A 20,033-nucleotide genomic window follows, 5' to 3' on the forward strand; every position below is an offset into this window, starting at 1 on the left:
ATTAAAGCAGCTCTAAAGAGTTTTGAGTTAAAAGTTAAACTTCAAGTTTTCATTCAGGACAAATGTACTGATTAACTAATTTTTTGGGGAAAATTAGTTAACCCATTATTATAACATATAATTAATTTGCAAGAGTTCTAATCATGATTGATTATAATCAATTTAGTACATACCGATTTCCGAGAACCTGCTTAGGTAAAAATTACCTCCTCACTCCTGAATCCTAGGATAATGATAATTATGTGGACAAAAATGGCAATAGATAAATTGAGATTAAAAAAAATTCAGCCCATGAAACAGTTAAGATTTTTATTAGGGACAGTTTTTCTTTTGGGTGGCTGTCATTCTTTGAATGCTATCCAAAATCGTCCGCAACCCTTGCCCCAAGATCAATATATTCAAGTCTATTTTAATTATAATCAGGCCCAGGGGTCAAATTATACCGATCCCTATCGCCAAATTAATCGCCCGGGGGATAATTTAGAACAGGTTATTATTGATAATATCAACTCGGCCAAAAGTTCGATCGATCTAGCAGTGCAAGAGTTACGTTTACCCGCCATTGCTCAAGCTTTAGTTGCTCGTCAGCAGCAGGGAATTAAAGTTAGGGTTATCCTCGAAAATATTTACAATAAACCTATTCATAGTTTAGCCAAAAACCAAGAAAAATCAAGCGATCGAGAACAGGAACGTTATCAAAACCTTGTTGATTTAGTTGATATAAATCGAGATGGTAAATTAAGTACAGAGGAAATCGCCCAAAGAGATGCAATTACTATCCTCAAAAAAGCTGGCATTCCCCTAATTGATGATAGTGCAGATCGCTCAAAAGGTAGCGGTTTAATGCACCATAAATTCATGGTTATTGATAATCACACTACTTTAATCAGTTCGGCTAACTATACCTTAAGTGATATTCATGGAGACTTTTCTAATCCCAAAACTGTCGGGAATGCCAATCACTTATTAGTAATTACTAATCCCCCACTAGCTAGAGTTTTTCAAAAAGAATTTAATCTGATGTGGGGAAGGGAAGATCGTCCTAGATTTGGGTTAGATAAACCCCAGAGAAAACCACAAACAATTACTATCGGTAATAGTAGTCTAACGGTCAAATTTTCCCCCGATTCTACCGCTTATCCCTGGGCAATTACTAGCAATGGTCTGATCGGTGAAACTTTAAATAAAGCTAAAAAATCCGTGGATTTAGCCCTGTTTGTCTTTACGGAACAGCCTTTAGCGAATATTCTCGCCCAACGACATCAAAAAGGGATAGAAATTAAAGCTTTAATTGATCCTAGTTTTGCCTTCCGATACTATAGCGAAGGATTAGATTTATTAGGAGTTGCTCTCAGTAATAAATGTCGTTATGAACCAGATAATCAGCCTTGGCAAAACCCAATTAATACCCTAGGAGTTCCCGATCTAGCCCGGGGAGATAAATTACACCATAAATTCGGTTTAATCGATGATAAAATTGTGATTACTGGTTCTCATAATTGGTCAAGAGCCGCTAACCATCAAAACGATGAAGCTTTAGTTATTATCAATAATCCCACCGTTGCCGCTCATTTCGATCGAGAATTTCAATATCTTTACCGTACCGCTAAATTAGGACTGCCGGAAACTATTAAAAATCGGATCGAACGGGATAGAAAAAACTGCCCCCAATCTGTAACAATTAAAAGCGATCGCTTAATTAATTTAAACACCGCCACCAAAGAAGAATTAGATAGTTTACCCGGTATCAGTGGCAAATTAGCCGAAAAAATTATCGATGCCAGGCAACAAAAACCCTTTACTTCCCTAGAAGATTTGGATCGAGTATCGGGAATCGGTCGGGGAAAAATCAACAAGCTCAAAGGCAAAGTCAACTGGTGATGATTGCCTCGTCTGTATTTTTTGCCACAGACAAAAAAGAGTTATTTTAACGGTTCGGGAATACTATCGGAAGGAGCTTCAAACTGTCCGGTAATAACGTATTCTAGACGCAATTTCAGCCAAGTAATAAACTGTTGGTTGAGAGAAACAATTGCCGCTGCTGGTTGGGGAGTTTTCTTTTTGATATCGGCAAAAGCGGGAGTATCTAAAAAAGCTGGATTGGCAATTAACCAAAAATCAATTTCTTGACCTTTTTCTTGATAATTCCTGATTCTTTCCTTCAAAACTTCCTTTTCGATCGCTTCTTCTTCTAAAAACTTTTGACTGGCTACCAAATAATAATAAGTTGTCATGATCTTTCCTTTAATTTTTCAGTGTAATTGTTCCTGAGTCGGGAGATTAGCTGATAGCTGATGGCTTTTACAATTGCCCACGCATAGCCAATTTCATTTCCCTAACGGCCCGTTCCAACCCGACCAAAACTGCGCGACTGATAATTGTGTGACCAATGTTCAATTCTTCCATATTGGGCAAACAGGCGACATCATAAACATTCCAATAGGTCAAACCGTGGCCGGCATTCACCCGCAAACCGAGAGAGGAAGCGTATTCACAACCTTCTTTAAGAATTGTTAATGCGGCTTGACTATCGCTCTCCTGTTGTGCTTCGGCGTATTGACCGGTATGGAGTTCGATAAATTTCGCCCCCGTATTAGCGGCCGCTTGAATTTGGGCAAGATCGGCATCAATAAACCAACTAACGGGGATATTAGCCGCTTGTAGGCGCTCTACAACCCGACAAAAACGGTTAAAATTGCCCAGCATATCGATCCCCCCTTCCGTGGTCACTTCCTCGCGCTTTTCGGGGACAAGGGTGACATAATCAGGTTTAATATCGAGAGCAATGGCGATCATTTCCTCCGTCGGGGCCATTTCCAGATTCAGATGAGTCCGCACCGTTTGCCGGAGAATCCGCACATCGCGATCCTGGATATGACGACGATCCTCGCGCAAGTGAACGGTAATGCCATCAGCACCGCCGATTTCGGCCAAAACTGCCGCCGCCACGGGATCCGGTTCCACAGTCCGACGCGCTTGGCGAATTGTGGCCACATGGTCGATATTGACACCCAAAGTCAGCAAAGTTGAACCTCCTTGTTTGTTAGTCCAACTTTCCATCTTACCATTGCGGTCAAAAGCGATTACATACTGGAGATATTTAAACCCATGGTCAGTTCTTCCATTTTGCTGCGCATGGTTTCCGTGGAGGCATCATAGGCGGCTTTCATGGCTTCTAGAATAGACCCAGCCACAATCTCCAGATCTTGGGAGAGGAGAGAAGGGTCGATTTCAATACCCCGGGGTTCTTGGTTGCCACTGAGATAGACTGTCACCAAGCCATTCTCACTCTGGCCAGGAATTTCCATAGTTTCCAGTTCTTCTTGCAGAACTTTGGCCCCTTGTTGCACCTGTTGCGCTTTTTGGAAAGCGTCTTGTAGTTCTTTAATCTTACCGAGACCGAATCCGAATCCTTGTCCTTGTGCCATGATGTTTTTTTTGTTTAAGGGGTCATTCAAGGTTTTTATTGTACTGCTTAAGGTGAACTGGGGTCAACTTTTGGCCCTGTGAAGGCAAAAAGTGATTAATGACAACGTTGACTTTCTGACTGGGTTAAGGTTTGCGGGAACTTGTTCTCTCTTAATCCGTCACGAGATGGTCAGAAAGAGAAATCTGAAAAATTATCCTAACCACTGAGTCGATTACCCCACGCCATAATAGAATTGTTGCTTTGACGAGGAGAATAGCAATTTTGAACGCCAAAAAAACGGGAATTTTCTTGACAATTGCCCTAAGTTGTGCTTTAGCGGGGAAAGCAGCGATCGCTAATACTTCCCCTTTGGAGGGGACTCGATGGAAACTAAGGGGTTGGACAGCCGGAAGTTTGGTCAAAGAAACGGAAATTACTGCCGCTTTCCAGAAAAATATCCTCAGTGGTTCGGCCGGATGCAACCAGTATAATACTGGCTATCAAGTCAATGATGACACGCTTCAGATCAACCAAGCGATCGCTACTACGAAAAAAGCTTGTCCGGAACCGCAGATGAAACAGGAAAATCAATATCTTGCTGCCTTGCAAGGAGTGGAACAATTCCAAGTGACAGCTAAAGGCGATTTACAATTATTTTATCGTACTCCCGAAGGTTTAGGAATACTCACTTTTACCCCCGCACCAACCACCACGCGCACGGAAAAGACAATTTATATCCATTCTCGGAAACAACCCTGTAGCCAAGGCGCAACCAAAGACTGTTTACAGATGCGAGAGAAACCAGAGGAAAACTGGAGATTGTTCCCTAATAGTATCGAGGGATTTGATTATAAACCGGGATTTTTCTATCAAATTAAAGTTAGCGTTGAAACCGTCTCCAATCCAGCTACTAATCAAAATTCAGAAACATGGAAGCTATTAGAAGTTATTAGCCAAACCCCAGAAAAAGAAACTCCGCGAGCTTGGTTTGATCGACCGTTAACTAATTGGAATAAAGCCAAGTCCCCTATCCCCAAATCTCCCGTTAAAACCGTGATCGATAACCAGTGTCGTGAACAGGTTCGTCCGGCAATTACTGCCAATGATCAAGCGCTTAATAAAGCAGGATGGTTACTGTACGGGGCCGTGCAAACCTATGGCAAAACTAGCGTTATTTCGGCCATGAGTGGAGTGGATGGAATGTGCCGACCAATGGGTTATCAAGACTTTGTTTTTGTCGATGGTAAATTCGCTGGCACTCTTTCCCCGCGACCGATGGATTCGCGCACTGATGGTGCATCTCAGAGAATTGTTTTACAAAATAGCGATCGAATTATTGTGGTTTTTAATCGCTATAAAGATACGGATCCTCTCTGTTGTCCTTCCCAATTAAGTCGCGTTGTTTATCAAATTGAAACAGTCAGCGGAGTGCCAGTTGTTGTTCCCAAAGAAGCGGAAACAGAAGCAGTAAGAAACTAATTCAGTTATCAGTTATCAGTTATCAGTTATCAGTTATCAGTGAGATAGGGAAAAAAAGACTGGCAGCTAATAGCTTCTTTATTATATCTCCCGCAAAAGTGAGTTTTTAATCGCATTTTCCAGAAAAAGATCGCTTTTATACTGCCAGAAAATAATCTATTTCTTTCTGCTTCTCCTGACTCCGAGAATACTGGCTCGGAGACTCCTCACTTAACGGAAGATTTTTAATTTATGCAGCAGGTTTAGTGATTAGGCACTGATACTAGATAAGTAGTTATAGAATTCTAATAACTCCTCATTAGTTAGCAGTAAACGAGACTTTTTGCCATAGGTAGAAATCAGGTATTCCCGACCTTTTTCTGTGGTCCAAGCTAATCGTTTCATCTCCACATCAATTTTAGTTTTAAGCACTGAATAATCGATTTCTTCGGGAATAATAACAACTGGTTCCAGTGCCGGGGGTTCTTCTTCAGTTAAACTCGCTTCTTCTGGCAATTCTGATAATAAGGAGTAATTATCGGGTTCCATTTCTAATAATAAAGGCTCTGGTTCCGGTAAAGGAATATCCTGAACTTGGGGTAATTCCGGTTCAATTTTAGCTGGGGGAATATCCTTAACTTGGGGTAATTCCGGTTCAATTTTAGCTGGGGGAATATCCTGAACTTGGGGTAATTCCGGTTCAATTTTAGCTGGGGGAATATCCTGAACTTGGGGTAATTCCGGTTCAATTTTAGCTTCAGGACGAGGTATTTCAGTGACTTTAGCCGTTTTAGTCGATTTTTTGGCACTAGCGACGGGTTTAGGTAAATCTTCCGGTAGAGAAATATTATTGGGGCTGATTTTTTCCACAAGCTGGAGATCGGGGGTGCTTTCAGCCTCTAAAAGCAGTAAAGCTCGTTCTCTGGCTCTATCTTCGGCGATTTCCACCGTATCTGCCGCTGCTAAACCTGTAACGACCGTTTTTCCCTCAATTTCGATGATCGCTCTCACAATATACTTGCCGTGATCGATTTGAACTAACTCGCTAATCAGGGCAACTTGGGGGTAACGTTGGCGTAACTTTTGCAACATGGTGACTTTTTCGAGTTCTTTTGTACTTATACTAAAATACTCTATCGTAATTATGGAAAAATGTAGCAAGTTCTTGCTAGGATTAAAGATTAGATAAAATTTTCAGTCCTAGGATTAGCCTTGCCCACAGTAACAAGATTCTACTAGGCTGAAGCTTCTGCCAGCAAGATGAGCGATCGCCAAAAGGTTTGCCAGTGTTCGCTATTGGCTTATACTAACGAAGGCTTCGATAATTCTCAGGGTAGGTTCGGGTGTTCGATGCTTGGTCAGTTTACCTTCACTGTCACCACCAGCGATCGCAATTAGCCCGATAGAGATAATCTCTCGAGTCAATGGTTTAAATCAACCCTCTCATTATATAAGTATTTAAACTTAATTGTCCACCATTCCGTCAGTGTCTTGTAAGTAAGGATTATTGTTAGATGGACTTCTCGATCGCCACACTCCTCTCTCATCTTAGTGATGATAAATTAGCTACGGGTAAACTTCTCGAAAAAAAATTAGGCTGCGAAGACGACCCTGAAAGCTGCGAAAAATTGCAAGTGATTCTCGATGCTTTGGAACGTCTGGGAATGGTTGTCAAAGAACGCGGGCGCTATCGTCGTGTGATCGAGGAAAATATCGTAGAAGCAAAGCTGCGCTGTTCCAGTAAAGAATTTTGCTTTGCTATCCAAGATATCGAAGATGCTGATGACATCTACGTCTCGAAAAATCATCTCAGTAACGCTTGGAATGGCGATCGAGTTTTAGTCAAAATCATCCGCGAGGGAACCCGTCGTCGTTCTCCGGAAGGAGAGGTGAGATTAATTCTCGAACGAGCTAATCCTTCGCTTCTAGCGCAAGTAAAACAGGAAAATGAGCAGTTCGTGGCGGTTCCCCTCGATGATCGCCTGAAATTTACGCTTAATCTCCTCGAAAATGGTCAAAATCTCCAAGAAAATATCGATCACCTCGTTCATGTTTCCGTCCTCCGTTATCCCCTAGGGGAAATGCCCCCCATCGGCAAAGTTACTCGCGTTCTCGGTTCTACTGCCGAGGCCGCTGCCGACACGGATATCGTCTCCTGTAAACACGATCTACCCCATAATTTTCCGCCAGAAGCCCTCGAAATTGCCGATAATTTAGCAGATTTCTTCGATAGTGGCGAAAAAGAACAACTGCGAGATTTAACCCCACTCTTCACCTTTACCATCGAAGATGACACCCCCCTAGATTATCCCTCGATCATTGAAAATGCCTTTTCTTTAGAGAAAATCAACCAAAATCGCTGGCAAGTCGCCATTCATATCAGCGATGTCACCCGTTACATTGAACGGGGCGGATTATTGGATAAAGTTGCCAAAAAACGGGGAACAGCCGTCTATTTAGGCGAAAAAGTGCTGCCATTAGTCCCGGCTGCCCTTACCAGTCGTTGTTCCCTGTCACCCCAAGAACAGCGCCCCGCTATTTCTATCCTCGTCACCCTCGATGATAAGGGGGAGCTAGTGGAGTACGAAATCACCCGCAGCCTCATCCAAGTGGATCAACATTTTACCTATCAACAGGTGCGCGATCTGCTCAGTGAAGAAGATAGCGAAGCTGCCCCCACCGATACCGTTGAAACCCTGAAAGATTTATTTTTCAGCGTTTGCCCCACCCTAAAATCCCAACGTCTGCAGCGGGGTAGTTTTGATATTCAATTAGACAAAATCTCTCCCTACAAAGACGAAGGACGGGGGGGGACTGTTCTCGCTTCTAATAATTTACCGGCCCGTTCTTTACTGACAGAAGTGGCAATTTTAGCCGGCAAAGTTGTCGCTGAACATTTGCAAGCTTTAAACTTGCCCTGTATCTACTGTGGACAATCGGAACCGGATTGGGATGAATTGGAGGATTTACTCAAATTAGCCAATAATTTAGGGGCAGAATTAAATTTAACTGCCGAGGAGGAGATTAAACCCAATGACTATCAAAATCTCACCCGCACTTTTTCCGCTTCCTCATCGGTGAAAGTACTTAATTATCTCCTGCAAGAAACTCTCAAATTAGTTAGATATAGCAGCCATCCTCTGCCCCATTTTGGTTTGGCCTATCCTAGCAATTATACCCACTGTCTCTCACCCCTACAAAGATATGCCGATCTTTGGGTACAACGGGTGTTAAAAATCCTATTAACAGAGGGGAAAGATCGCCGCAGCAAAATCGTCAAAGTTGGGGTTAATTTGGGCAGTAATAGCTGTCATGGACAGATTAATTGGAATATTCTCCCAAGTCAAATTCAGGAGGAGTTAGAAGAAGAAAGCCATCTCATTGTTTCCCATCTCAATGATCGCTCAAAAATTGCTGAAGATGCGGAAAAAGACCTAGAAGGATTGAAAAAAGCCGAGAAAATGAAAGAAAGAATGGGTCAAGTTTTTCGCGGCTTAATTACTGGTGTACAATCCTATGGTTTCTTCGTGGAAATTTCCGATTTATTAGTGGAAGGATTGGTTCATGTTTCTTCTCTCAAGGATGACTGGTACGAATATCGCGCTCGTCATAGCTGTTTGGTAGGACGGAAAAATCGCGTTGCCTATCGTCTCGGTGATGAGGTAGAAGTGGAGGTAAAAGATGTAGACTATTATCGTCAGCAAATCGATCTAGTTACGGTTAGCGGTGGCAGTTCAGCAAGTTATGACGACTTAGAAGAAGATTAATTATGAATCAACCAACCACCGAAAAAATCAGGAAAACCCGCTTTATTCTGCCCTTTTTATGCGGTATTTTTCTCTTTTTAACTGGCTGTGTCCGTTACGATGTGGGCATTAATTTTCCCCACCAACACCACGGGGAAATTATTCAACATATCACCCTCGGACAACGTTTAACCAGTCTCAGTCAAACCGAAGCCACTAAATGGTTAAATAGTATCGAACAGAGGGCAAAATTACTTAAGGGGAAAACCGCTCCTATTTCCGAACGAGAAATAATTGTCACTATTCCCTTTAGTAATAGTCAGGAATTAGAGGAAAAATTCAATCAATTTTTTGATCCTAGTTCTTCCTTTAAAATCAAAAATTCCCCTAATACCGATGATATAAAGTTACTGCAACTAGATTCAAAACTGGCAGTGACAGAACAAGATTGGTTCTTTTTGACCCAGAAAAACTTAAAATTAACCGTTGATTTGCGGGCTTTAGGTGTACTTTCCGAACAGGGAAATATTATCATTAGCCCCGGTTCCTTAGTCGATATCGACTTCGCTTTAAATACTCCCTTCGCTGGTCAAAATATTGAAGATGACTCAGGATTAAATCCCCCAGTAGAACAAGTTAATAATCAGTTAATTTGGCATTTAAAACCGGGAGAAATTAACACCATTGGGGCGGCTTTTTGGGTTCCTAACTATTTAGGTATCGGCACAATCGTTATTGTTTTAATAACAGTTTTTGCCTATTACTTGAAATATAAACGCTTGCCCGGTGCATCCCCATTGACTTAAATTGAGAGGACAACTATTGACCGAGATTTAATGATCAATGGGGTAAAAATTAGCCAACTCTAAAACTGATCTAAAAATTGGCCAAACAATAGGGAAAATTTTGGCTATAGCGGTGTGCAGTCGTATGAGGTACAGTGTCACGAGCTATAAACCATGCTAGGCAAAGCTTGGTCTGTATCTCACTCAAGCGCTTACCGCTATAGGATCAAATCATAGTCATAATTGAGACTAGACGGTTTTCCCTTTATTACTTTATTACTGGCAATTACAGTTATGGTTAGCAATATTCCCTTTTCTATCCCCGAATATAGCCTCGATCGAGATTGTACCACCCTCTCCCGTCACGTCCTGCAACAATTACAAAGCTTTTCCCCCGACGCGCAGGATTTAAGCGCAATTATGAGTCGAATTGCCCTAGCCGGGAAATTAATTGCCCGTCGTCTCAGTAAAGCGGGATTAATGGCGGATGTGCTAGGTTTTACCGGAGAAACCAACGTCCAAGGGGAATCAGTCAAGAAAATGGACGTTTTTGCCAATGAGGTATTTATCTCGGTTTTTAAGCAAAGTGGTTTAGTTTGCCGTCTTGCTTCCGAGGAAATGGATAAACCCTATTATATTCCAGAAAACTGTCCCATCGGTCGCTATACCCTACTCTACGACCCGATCGATGGTTCTTCCAATGTGGATATTAACCTAAATGTGGGTTCGATTTTTGCCATCCGTCAACAGGAAGACAATGATTTAGACGGAGAGGCGCGGGATTTACTGCAAAATGGTCGTAAACAAATCGCCGCCGGTTATATTCTCTACGGACCCTCGACTATTTTAGTTTACTCGATCGGTCGCGGTGTTCATGCCTTTGTCCTTGACCCCAGTTTAGGGGAATTTATCCTTGCCCAAGAGAATATTATTATCCCCGACCATGGCCCGATTTATAGTACCAATGAGGGCAATTTTTGGCAGTGGGATGAGGCAATTCGCGACTATACTCGTTATGTCCACCGTCATGATGGTTACACAGCCCGTTACAGTGGGGCATTAGTGGGAGATATCCATCGAATTTTAATGCAGGGAGGCGTTTTTCTCTATCCTGGTACTGTTAAAAATCCCCAGGGAAAATTGCGCTTAATTTATGAAACTGCACCCCTTGCTTTTTTAATTGAACAGGCAGGAGGTAAAGCTAGTGATGGGGTGACAAATCTTTTAGATATCGTTCCCGATAAATTACACTACCGCACACCTTTAGTGATCGGTAGTGTCGAAGATGTTAAATTGGTGGAGTCTTTTATCGCTGATCGACGTCATCGCGATCGAGTTTAACTTATAGTTTTATTTAGAGATATTGACATGGATTTACAAGCTCTGAAGTGGACTAAAAATGTAAGGCGACACGATGGTACATGGGCATATCGGGAATATAAGGTTTCTAATTCCTTCAAACTGGCATGGAAAGACGATGAAGTCAATGCCAATAAACCCGAAAAAGATAGTTTGATACTACTCAGACAGCGAGGGTATGTTACCCATTTAGTAAAAGTTCTCGACTGCAAAGCCAAACGTGAAATTGGCAAGGATAATTACGACATCTATCGAATTGTTGAGGTGCTTTGGGCTATTGATTTTGATAATCCACCTGTATCAGCAAAAGCAGATGCGATGTTTGATTATCGAGTCAGGTATCAAGGTGGGAATGTGATGGAATTGGAGAAGTTACTAACTTTCAGACAGCGTTGGGATGACGATGGCGGTTTGGGGGGATTCCAAACTTACATTCGGAATTTATTGGGGCTGTCAAACAATGACAGAGAAAACAAGTCAGTTTAAGCAAGTTTTAATCTCTTTAAAGAATACGGCTAGAGCAATCCTCTGGCAAATACAAGAATACGAAAATCAAGAAACTAAACCTCTCAATTGGACAGACTTTTATACCTCGAATAAATCCGTGAATCAATGCGTTATCGACGATTTGGCCGTACTAATTGGCAATTTTCGCTGTTTTCCCTGGGGACAATGCGCTGTTTGTCCTCAGAGTCGGTATTTGCCGCAACACTTGATCGCGCCCTAGAATTGGGGATTAATCACCTAGAAACGGCCAGAGGTTACGGTAATAGCGAAGTTTTTCTCGGTCGCTACCTGCAGCGTCAAGGGGTGCGGGAGCGGGTTTATCTGACCACGAAATTAGTCCCCACTCCCGATCGCCAAACTATGGAAAAAGCGATCGCCGAATCCCTAGAACGATTACAATTAAATTACCTCGATTGTCTAGCAATTCACGGTATTAACACCCGCGAGCATTTAAACTGGATTAAAGACCCGCAAGGCTGCATGAAAGCCGTTTTTATGGCTCAAGAAGCTGGAAAAATCGGCCATATCGGCTTTTCTACCCATGCACCCCTAGAAATTATTCTGGAGACAATCAATACAGATTTCTTCGCTTTTGTCAATATCCATTACTATTTTTTTTGGCAAAGACAGCAACCAGCGATCGCTTTAGCCCAAGCCAAGGACATGGGTGTGTTTATTATCTCCCCTGCTGATAAGGGAGGTAGTCTCCACAGACCTCCCAAGAAGCTAGAGGAATTATGCGCCCCTTTTTCACCCCTAGAGCTAAATTATCGTTTTTTATTGAGCGATCCGCGCATTACTACCCTCAGCGTCGGGGCAGCGATACCAGAGGAATTAGAGGCAATTATTAACGTATCCGAACGAGATCAGCCCTTAGATGCGGCAGAAATTGCCGTTTTTAAGCGTTTAGAGGCACATTTAACCGATAAATTGGCCACAGATCTATGTAGCCAATGTTATCAATGTTTACCCTGTCCCGAAAATATTAACATCCCTGAAGTGTTGAGACTGCGGAATCTGGCAGTAGCTTACGAAATGACCGATTTTGGCCAGTATCGCTATCGAATGCTGGAAAATGCCGGTCATTGGTTCCCCGGACGCAAGGCGAATAATTGTACTGAATGTGGTGATTGTTTACCTCGCTGCCCAGAAAAATTGCCAATTCCCCAGCTGCTATTTAATACACACGAACTACTTAAAGGTCCACCGCAACGGAGATTGTGGTCATCTTAGGACGAAACCCGAAAAAATTTTTTTTGGGGATCGTCAAAGTGTAAAAACTATCTTAAGATTAACAGGTAAGAGAATTAACTTTCTTGAATTTAAAGAGACAAAAAACAAGAAATAGATTAAGGAGTAAAGGATATGGCACTCGTCCCCATGCGGTTATTGTTGGATCACGCGGCTGAGAACGGATATGGCATCCCCGCTTTTAACGTAAATAATATGGAGCAGATCCAAGCGATCATGCAAGCGGCGGCAGCCACCGACAGCCCCGTTATTCTACAAGCTTCTCGCGGTGCGCGCAAATATGCAGGGGAAAACTTCCTGCGTCACTTGATCACCGCCGCGGTGGAAACCTATCCTCATATCCCCATCGTGATGCACCAAGATCACGGTAATGAACCCGCCACCTGCTACTCGGCCATCCGTAACGGTTTCACCAGCGTCATGATGGATGGTTCCTTAGAAGCGGATGCCAAAACTCCCGCCACCTACGAGTACAACGTTAACGTTACTGCTGAAGTAGTAAAAGTTGCCCACTCGATCGGTGCTAGTGTGGAAGGGGAACTCGGTTGTTTAGGTTCCTTAGAAACCGGTAAAGGAGAAGCCGAAGACGGCCACGGTTTTGAAGGGGAATTAGATCACTCGATGCTGTTAACCGATCCCGATGAAGCGGTGGATTTCGTCGAAAGAACCCAAGTAGATGCTTTAGCAGTAGCCATTGGTACTAGCCACGGTGCTTACAAATTTACCCGCAAACCCACCGGCGAAATTCTCGCTATTAGCCGCATTGAAGAAATTCATAACCGCTTACCCAATACTCACTTGGTCATGCACGGTTCTTCCTCGGTTCCCGAAGATCTCCTCGAATTAATCAACCAATTCGGTGGCGCTATCCCTGAAACCTACGGTGTTCCCGTGGAAGAAATCCAAAAAGGCATCAAGAGTGGTGTGCGTAAAATCAATATCGACACCGACTGCCGTTTAGCAATTACCGCCGCAGTTCGGGAAGCGCTATTCAGCAACCCGAAAGAGTTTGATCCCCGTTTCTTCCTGAAACCCTCGATCACATATATGCAGAAAGTTTGTGCCGATCGCTATCAACAATTTGGTACCGCCGGTAACGCCAGCAAAATCAAACAAATGTCCCTCGATGATTACGCAGCCAAATATGCTAAAGGGCAATTAACCCAAGTCAGCAAAAAAGTTGTGGCTGTCTAGTAGCTGAACAATTAAGCGATCGCTTAATAGCACCGATTTAGTAGAATTTTTTGGGGTAGTTAACCATAACTACCCTCTTTTTTATCAGGAACGATCGATCTTTGTGTCCTTTGTGTCTCTGTGGTTCGCTCTACGCGCTCGGCCACAGTACTGTATCTTAGAATACATTTTATCCACCAAACCTGGGAGAGCCGAATCGATTTCAGAGAAAAGACTATACTGAAAATAATCAGCAGATCAGCACTGGATTTATAAGAGAAGCAAGATGAGAAAAAAATCGTTGTGGGCGGGATTATTGGTGGGATTTTGGTTTTGTCTAACTTGGATGGCATGGACACCCACAGCAGCCGCCTTTAGCGAAGAACAAAAATTACTACTGCAATCTTGGCGATTAGTCAACCAATCCTATTATGATGACACCTTTAATCATCAAAACTGGTGGCAGGTGCGGGAACAATTCATCAAAAAACCCCTCAACGATCGGACGGCGGCCTATAATGCCATCGAACAGATGTTAGCCACCCTCGATGAACCCTTTACCCGTCTCCTGCGACCGGATCAATACCATAACCTACAAATTAGCACCACGGGGGAATTATCGGGGGTAGGACTGCAAATTAATATCAATCCCGACAATGGTTACTTAGAAGTGGTTGCCCCCCTTGCCGGTTCTCCTGCCGAGGCCGCTGGTCTAACTAGCCACGATCGCATTTTGTTTATTGATGGTATCGATACCACTACTTTAACCCTCGATGCAGCAGCCGCCAAAATGCGCGGGACCGCCGGAACAGAAGTTTCCTTAGTCATTCTTCCCTATCAAAAAAGTCAACCAAAAACCCTATCTTTAACCCGCCAACGCATTTCTTTAAGTCCAGTGGTAGCGGTTTTGGATAAAAATTCTAGTTCCTTGCCCATCGGTTATGTGCGCTTAAATCAATTTAGTGCTAATGCTGCCAAAGAAGTCTCGGAAGCTGTGACAGATTTACAAAAACAAGGGGCAAAGGGTTATATTTTGGATCTAAGAAATAACCCCGGTGGTTTACTGCAAGCGGGCATAGAAATCGCTCGGATGTGGATTAATCAGGGAACTATCGTTTATACGGTTAATCGTGAGGGAATTGCCGATAGTTTTGCCGCTGCTGGCAATGCTTTAACCGATGCGCCTCTAGTGGTTTTAGTCAATCAGGGAACCGCCAGCGCCAGCGAGATTTTAGCTGGAGCATTACAGGACAATCAGCGAGGGGTTTTAGTGGGAGAAAAGACTTTCGGTAAGGGATTAATTCAGTCTCTATTCGAGTTACCCGATGGGGCAGGATTAGCAATTACCGTGGCTAAATATGAAACTCCTGGCCACCATGATATTCATAAGTTAGGAATTATGCCGGATCAACTGGTGGCCCAGGAACCGATCACCTATGAGGAAATCGGCACCGAAAAAGATAGTCAATACCAAACCGCGATTCAGTTTTTAAACCAGAACACCGTTTTAGCCAAAGCTTCCTAAGTGGGGTTTACTGAAAAAGTTTGTTGGTGGGGTGAGGCAGGAGATAGGGATTTAGAGATTGAGGGGTTTAGGGCTTTAGGGGTTTAGGGGTTTAGGGAAATTTCAGCCAAATGCTCTACTTCCCCACTTCCCCACTTCCCCACTTCCCCATTTCCCCACTTCCCCACACCCCACACCCCACGGCATAGATCGAACAAATTAGCCATTTTTTCCATCAATATCTAAATTAAGATGAAAACCTGTTTGATTTGGAGAGAATGCTAACATCGATTAGAATTTTCCCAGTCCGGGTTTTTCAGCCTTGCAACCTTAACTCATCCTTGATTTTACTGCCATGCAGAGATATATTCGATCGCCCCTAGCCCTAACCCTGAGCATCAGCCTCTTAGCTAACTTTTTAACCGCTTGTAATAATGCCCAAACCCCGAATAACAACGCCTCTAGTCCCACCACCACTGCCCCCGGTGATGAGGGACTAAAATTAGGGGCTTTACTGCCCATTACCGGAGATTTAGCCGCCATTGGTCAAAATATGCCCGAAGCAGCCGCCCTAGCGGTAGAGACTATCAATGCCTGTGGTGGAGTCAATGGCAAACCCGTCACCCTCGTGAAAGAAGATGACCAAACCGATCCCGCCGCCGGTGCTTCGGCGATGACGAAACTAGCGGAGGTGGATAAAGTAGCCGGTGTGATCGGTTCTTTTGCCAGTAGTGTATCGGGAGCAGCCGTCGATGTGGCGGTGAGAAATAAAGTTATGTTAGTCTCTCCGGGTAGCACCAGTCCCGTATTTACTGACAGGGCGAAAAAAGGCGATTTTCAAGGTTTTTGGGCGCGGACGGCTCCCCCGGATACCTACCAAGCTCAAGCTTTAGCAGTCCTAGCTAAGAAAAAGGGTTTTCAAGATGTGGCCACCGTCGTGATCAATAACGATTATGGAGTCGGATTTGAACGGGAATTCGTGAGTGCTTTTGATAAATTAGGCGGTACTATCACTAATAAGCAGAATCCCGTCCGTTATGACCCGAAAGCTGCCACTCTCGATAGTGAAGCGGCGGCTGCCTTCGCTAACCAACCGGATGCTGTAGCGGCAGTCCTTTACGCTGAAACGGGCAGTTTATTACTACAAGCGGCCTATAAACAGGGGTTGACCAAAGGAGTTACTGTCCTCCTCACTGATGGGGTTTATTCGGAAGATTTCACCAAACAGGTGGGGAAAGGAACCGATGGTAAGTCAATTATTGCCGGCGCCCTAGGTACAGTCCCAGGGGCCGACGGTCAAGCTTTAAGTGCTTTTACTACTCTCTGGAAGGAAAAGACCGGCAAGGATGTCACCGCTTTTGTTCCCCATACTTGGGACGCGGCGGTTTTATTGATGTTAGCAGCTGAGGCGGCTAAATCTAACACTGGTGAAGGGATTCAAAGCAAGATTCGTGAGGTGGCTAATGGTCCGGGGACGGAAGTAACCGATGCTTGTCAAGCTATGGAAATGATTCGCAAAGGCGAGGATATTAACTATCAAGGGGCCAGTGGCAATGTGGATATCGATGAAAATGGCGATGTGGTCGGTAGTTACGATGTCTGGACTGTTAAGGATGACGGCACTCTCAAGGTTATCGATCAGGTGACACCCAATCAGTAATCAGTAATCAGTGATCAGTAATCAATAATCAGGAGGCAAAAGGCAGGAGGCAAAAGGCAGGAGGCAAAAGGCAGGAGGCAAAAGGCAGCTTTATTCTCCCCACACCCCCGCTCCTTTCTCCCCTCAACACCCACGAAGTCCGTTGACAGCAGCATACTTTGTGCTTTTTGTCAAAAAAACTTTTTTTTTGCAATAAAACTACACAAAAAAAAGATCATCGTTGTGGGTGAAATTGACTCATTTACCCGTCTTGATTAGGATTACCTTCTAGCTGTGGCAAGGGTTTCAAGCGTTGATGTCCAAAAAAGCACAAAATAGGCCACTATGAAATTCAGTAAAATCGCTGTAACCATAATAACATCGTTGTTAAATAAAAATCTTTCTCAATTAATTTTTAAGAATTTGTAAATATTGCGGAATGTTAATTTAAATATTCTCAAGTTTGTGGAGTTAATCAATAATTTTTGCTTATCTTTGTCGAACATTGGGTAAGGGGTAAGGAGTAAGGAGTCAGAAGTCAGAAGTCAGAAATCAGAAATCAGAAATCAGGAGTCAGGAGACAGGTTTTAGGTGTTGGGGGTTGGGGTTTTGGGGTTTTAGTTCAATTTCCCCACTTCCCCACCTCATAATTCATAATTCATAATTCATCACTGATGACTGAAAACCGAGACAGTTTTCTGAGGACTTTTTTTATTGGTGGGAACTGGATCGGGGTCATTTTCTTCCCTAGCCACCCGGATTAAGAGGGCGGCTAAAAAGAGACTGGCTAAACTGGAACTGCCGCCATAGCTAAAGAGAGGGAAAGGTAGGCCCGTAGTGGGTAAAGAACCAGTAGCCACACCGATATTTAACAGAGATTGACCGATTAAAATAACCATCGCCCCGATCGCCACTAATTTTTTGATGCGATGACGACATTTAACCGCCACGATCAGGGCAAGAGTAGCGTAGAGAAATAGCATGATTAACAGTAAAATACCGCCAATAAAACCAAATTCCTCGCCAAAGACAGCGAAAATAAAATCCGTATCTGGGAAGGGTAGATAAAATAATTTTTGTTGGGATAAACCGTAACCGCTGCCAGTGGTTCCGCCAGAACCGATCGCCAGTAAACTCTGCACTAATTGATAACCATCACCCCGGGGATCCTGCCAGGGGTCTAGGAAAGATAAAATCCGTTTTCTCTGGTATTCGCGGAAAGTAACACTGACCACGGCCATAGTTAAACCCAGTAAAGCGGTGCTGGTCATGTAGGATAAAGGCAGACCGGAGGCAAGAGCGATCAGCCAGAGAGTTATACCACACAGAGCAGTGGTACTCAAGTTAGGTTGTAAGAGGATGCCGGCTAGAATTAGTCCAAAAATAGCGATCCAAGTTAACCGTTGATTGACATTTAAACGCGGCCATCCACCGAAAACCGCCGCTCCTTGCAGGACGAGAAACGGTTTCATAAATTCCGACGGTTGCAAGAGAATCGGCCCGATTTTAATCCAACGGGTGGCACCATTGATATTAGCTCCCAAACCGGGGATGAGAGTGATCAAAATTAATCCTAAAACTAATAAAATCATCCAGGGGGCGATTTTGAGGAGTTTCTCGATCGGCAATCGCACCAAGAAATTAAAGCCAATTAAGCCAATCCAAAGCCAGATTAATTGGCGGATAAAATAGTATAGTCCGTTATCAAAGCGACTGTCAGCCAGAGCGTAGGAAGCAGAAAAAAGCACCACTAACCCGACTAACAGCCACAAAAAAGTCATCCAGCGCAATAATCGCGCTTCGGCTGACCAGTTTTTCACATCGGGGTCAAAAATAGGAATAATATATTGCCACACGGAGATTTTTCGAGAAGAAGTATCTTGCACAGATTAACCGAGAAGACTAGGCTCGATCGCGGTTTGTTCCACTATCCGACGGCGACATGACCGATTAAACCCGCGTTTTCACCGTGCCATTCTAGGGTATCACCGATCGCCTGACCGTCGTGATAGGCAGCCAAGAGAATTTCCGCCGTTTTCCCCCAAACAATATTACCCTGACGATCAAGGGAAATCATGCCCAGATCCCGACCATTAGTTTGGGATTCGTGCATCGATTTCTCCACGGCAGCGGCGAGGGAAAAACCATCGGTGACGCGAATGACCACTTTAGCGGCTAAACACTCATCGATAATATCTTCCCCGACCCCCGTACAGCTTACTCCGGCCCATGGATTGGCATAATTGCCGGCCGGCATGGCACTGTCACTAACGCGACCGATTCTTTCTAATCCCTTACCTCCGGTAGAAGTTCCGGCGGCGATGTCTCCTTGTTGATCAAGAGCTACTACCCCGATAGTTCCCCGTCGCGCTGAGGAGTCGGCGAATAAACGGGCCATTTTGCGATTAAAATTCGTCTTTCTTTCCTCCATCCATTCTTGAATCCGATAATCGGTTAGGGGATCATAGAGGGGAATTTGTAATTCTCGGGCCAGATCTGCAGCCCCAATTTCCGAGAGAATGCGATCCTCTTGACTTTGGAGAAATTGAGCCAGGCTAATGGGATTCTGTACCCGCGAGACGTTAATGACACCGCTTAAACGCTGGTGACGACCATCCATCAAGGCTGCACTCATTCGCACCTGACCGTCCGATTGCACCACCGAACCAGTCCCAGCATTAAATCGCGGTTCATCCTCCAGTAACATACATCCTTTTGTCACCGCTTCCACAGCAGTAGCACCATTGTCAAGGAGGTTGTAAATATTCTTGACAATCCCCCGGAGAGAATCGCGCACTGATTCTAAACCACCTTTATCCTCTAGGGAACTCGCTCCCCCATGAATAATTAACTTCGCATTTACTCTGGTCATCGAAAAATTGAGTCCGAAACCCCGTCTCTTGAGGACGGCTTTGCCATTAAATAGTAGCGCATTTACACCATCTATCTTGACTTCCCCTTTAACAAAAGGGCATAAACTGTACTGTCAGCTGCCCGCGCATTTAAATTGCTTAACAGCTTATCAAATATTTTTTCGGCATTTTTATTTGAATTAGGGTTTGCTGAATAAGTACGGGCGAAGCATTCGGATAGAAAATCTACCTTTTCACCGATAGGTTATTGTCCGAATGCTTCGCCCCTACAGGACGCGGGCCGATGAAGACGCAAGGTTTTGAACGACGATTCTCTCAAAATCTTGCAC

At 43.9% G+C, this 20,033-nt stretch carries 16 protein-coding genes; 10 read left to right on the top strand and 6 right to left on the bottom strand.

What is annotated here, in order from left to right; translation table 11 throughout:
- Positions 1-240 precede the first annotated feature (240 nt).
- The gene (locus IM485_RS00820) at positions 241-1,881 is read left to right on the top strand and encodes a DUF655 domain-containing protein (RefSeq protein WP_104397849.1); all 1,641 of its coding nucleotides are present in this window, start codon (positions 241-243) and stop codon (positions 1,879-1,881) included.
- A gap of 41 nt (positions 1,882-1,922) precedes the next feature.
- On the opposite strand, the gene IM485_RS00825 is transcribed toward IM485_RS00820, so the two are convergent.
- The 3 genes from IM485_RS00825 to IM485_RS00835 all read right to left on the bottom strand — a co-directional run bounded on the left by IM485_RS00825 (position 1,923) and on the right by IM485_RS00835 (position 3,428).
- Entirely contained in the window at positions 1,923-2,234 is a 312-nt protein-coding gene (locus IM485_RS00825; protein WP_002797828.1) for an MgPME-cyclase complex family protein, read from the bottom strand.
- Positions 2,235-2,301: 67 nt separating this feature from the next.
- Positions 2,302-3,024, bottom strand: a complete 723-nt coding sequence (locus IM485_RS00830; RefSeq protein WP_202861432.1) for a pyridoxine 5'-phosphate synthase — start codon at positions 3,022-3,024, stop codon at positions 2,302-2,304.
- Positions 3,025-3,083: 59 nt separating this feature from the next.
- A complete protein-coding gene (locus tag IM485_RS00835; protein ID WP_002733791.1) occupies positions 3,084-3,428 on the bottom strand; it encodes a YbaB/EbfC family nucleoid-associated protein in 345 nt (114 codons plus the stop codon).
- Positions 3,429-3,691: 263 nt separating this feature from the next.
- Between IM485_RS00835 and IM485_RS00840 the strand changes: the two genes are divergently transcribed.
- A complete protein-coding gene (locus IM485_RS00840; RefSeq protein ID WP_287740574.1) occupies positions 3,692-4,888 on the top strand; it encodes a DUF4377 domain-containing protein in 1,197 nt (398 codons plus the stop codon).
- Positions 4,889-5,137: 249 nt separating this feature from the next.
- On the opposite strand, the gene IM485_RS00845 is transcribed toward IM485_RS00840, so the two are convergent.
- Positions 5,138-5,959 carry a slr1353 family protein gene (locus IM485_RS00845; RefSeq protein ID WP_287740576.1) on the bottom strand — a complete coding sequence of 274 codons (822 nt, stop codon included), beginning with the start codon at positions 5,957-5,959 and terminating at the stop codon, positions 5,138-5,140.
- A gap of 422 nt (positions 5,960-6,381) precedes the next feature.
- Between IM485_RS00845 and IM485_RS00850 the strand changes: the two genes are divergently transcribed.
- The 8 genes from IM485_RS00850 to IM485_RS00885 all read left to right on the top strand — a co-directional run bounded on the left by IM485_RS00850 (position 6,382) and on the right by IM485_RS00885 (position 16,852).
- Positions 6,382-8,634 (top strand): ribonuclease R family protein, encoded by a 2,253-nt coding sequence (locus IM485_RS00850; RefSeq protein ID WP_287740577.1) that lies wholly within the window; start codon positions 6,382-6,384, stop codon positions 8,632-8,634.
- Positions 8,635-8,636: 2 nt separating this feature from the next.
- Positions 8,637-9,419 (top strand): DUF3153 domain-containing protein, encoded by a 783-nt coding sequence (locus IM485_RS00855; RefSeq protein WP_287740578.1) that lies wholly within the window; start codon positions 8,637-8,639, stop codon positions 9,417-9,419.
- 273 nt (positions 9,420-9,692) lie between these two features.
- Entirely contained in the window at positions 9,693-10,739 is a 1,047-nt protein-coding gene (gene fbp, locus IM485_RS00860; RefSeq protein ID WP_104397926.1) for a class 1 fructose-bisphosphatase, read from the top strand.
- A gap of 27 nt (positions 10,740-10,766) precedes the next feature.
- A complete protein-coding gene (locus IM485_RS00865) occupies positions 10,767-11,243 on the top strand; it encodes a hypothetical protein (RefSeq protein WP_287740581.1) in 477 nt (158 codons plus the stop codon).
- A gap of 126 nt (positions 11,244-11,369) precedes the next feature.
- The gene (locus tag IM485_RS00870; protein WP_104397856.1) at positions 11,370-12,497 is read left to right on the top strand and encodes an aldo/keto reductase; all 1,128 of its coding nucleotides are present in this window, start codon (positions 11,370-11,372) and stop codon (positions 12,495-12,497) included.
- A gap of 132 nt (positions 12,498-12,629) precedes the next feature.
- Positions 12,630-13,709, top strand: coding sequence for a class II fructose-bisphosphate aldolase (fba, locus tag IM485_RS00875; protein ID WP_002744497.1), 1,080 nt, complete (start codon positions 12,630-12,632; stop codon positions 13,707-13,709).
- A 265-nt stretch (positions 13,710-13,974) separates the two neighbouring features.
- Entirely contained in the window at positions 13,975-15,213 is a 1,239-nt protein-coding gene (gene ctpA, locus IM485_RS00880) for a carboxyl-terminal processing protease CtpA (RefSeq protein ID WP_104397857.1), read from the top strand.
- 334 nt (positions 15,214-15,547) lie between these two features.
- Positions 15,548-16,852, top strand: coding sequence for an ABC transporter substrate-binding protein (locus IM485_RS00885; RefSeq protein WP_104397858.1), 1,305 nt, complete (start codon positions 15,548-15,550; stop codon positions 16,850-16,852).
- A gap of 647 nt (positions 16,853-17,499) precedes the next feature.
- Here the strand turns inward: IM485_RS00885 and IM485_RS00890 are convergent.
- Complete coding sequence (locus IM485_RS00890; protein WP_002738027.1) at positions 17,500-18,687, bottom strand: FtsW/RodA/SpoVE family cell cycle protein; 1,188 nt, start codon at positions 18,685-18,687, stop codon at positions 17,500-17,502.
- A 71-nt stretch (positions 18,688-18,758) separates the two neighbouring features.
- A complete protein-coding gene (locus tag IM485_RS00895) occupies positions 18,759-19,703 on the bottom strand; it encodes an isoaspartyl peptidase/L-asparaginase (RefSeq protein ID WP_287740597.1) in 945 nt (314 codons plus the stop codon).
- Between the last annotated feature and the right edge of the window lie 330 nt (positions 19,704-20,033).

This window comes from Microcystis sp. M169S2 (genome assembly GCF_020245865.1).
Classification (GTDB): Bacteria; Cyanobacteriota; Cyanobacteriia; order Cyanobacteriales; family Microcystaceae; genus Microcystis; species Microcystis ichthyoblabe_A.

Coding starts and splice junctions, on each gene's coding strand:
- IM485_RS00820 (WP_104397849.1), top strand. CDS start 241: ATGTGGACAAAAATGGCAATAGATAAATTGAGATTAAAAAAAATTCAG.
- IM485_RS00825 (WP_002797828.1), bottom strand. CDS start 2,234: ATGACAACTTATTATTATTTGGTAGCCAGTCAAAAGTTTTTAGAAGAA.
- IM485_RS00835 (WP_002733791.1), bottom strand. CDS start 3,428: ATGGCACAAGGACAAGGATTCGGATTCGGTCTCGGTAAGATTAAAGAA.
- IM485_RS00845 (WP_287740576.1), bottom strand. CDS start 5,959: ATGTTGCAAAAGTTACGCCAACGTTACCCCCAAGTTGCCCTGATTAGC.
- IM485_RS00850 (WP_287740577.1), top strand. CDS start 6,382: ATGGACTTCTCGATCGCCACACTCCTCTCTCATCTTAGTGATGATAAA.
- IM485_RS00855 (WP_287740578.1), top strand. CDS start 8,637: ATGAATCAACCAACCACCGAAAAAATCAGGAAAACCCGCTTTATTCTG.
- fbp (WP_104397926.1), top strand. CDS start 9,693: ATGGTTAGCAATATTCCCTTTTCTATCCCCGAATATAGCCTCGATCGA.
- IM485_RS00865 (WP_287740581.1), top strand. CDS start 10,767: ATGGATTTACAAGCTCTGAAGTGGACTAAAAATGTAAGGCGACACGAT.
- IM485_RS00870 (WP_104397856.1), top strand. CDS start 11,370: ATGCGTTATCGACGATTTGGCCGTACTAATTGGCAATTTTCGCTGTTT.
- fba (WP_002744497.1), top strand. CDS start 12,630: ATGGCACTCGTCCCCATGCGGTTATTGTTGGATCACGCGGCTGAGAAC.
- ctpA (WP_104397857.1), top strand. CDS start 13,975: ATGAGAAAAAAATCGTTGTGGGCGGGATTATTGGTGGGATTTTGGTTT.
- IM485_RS00885 (WP_104397858.1), top strand. CDS start 15,548: ATGCAGAGATATATTCGATCGCCCCTAGCCCTAACCCTGAGCATCAGC.
- IM485_RS00895 (WP_287740597.1), bottom strand. CDS start 19,703: ATGACCAGAGTAAATGCGAAGTTAATTATTCATGGGGGAGCGAGTTCC.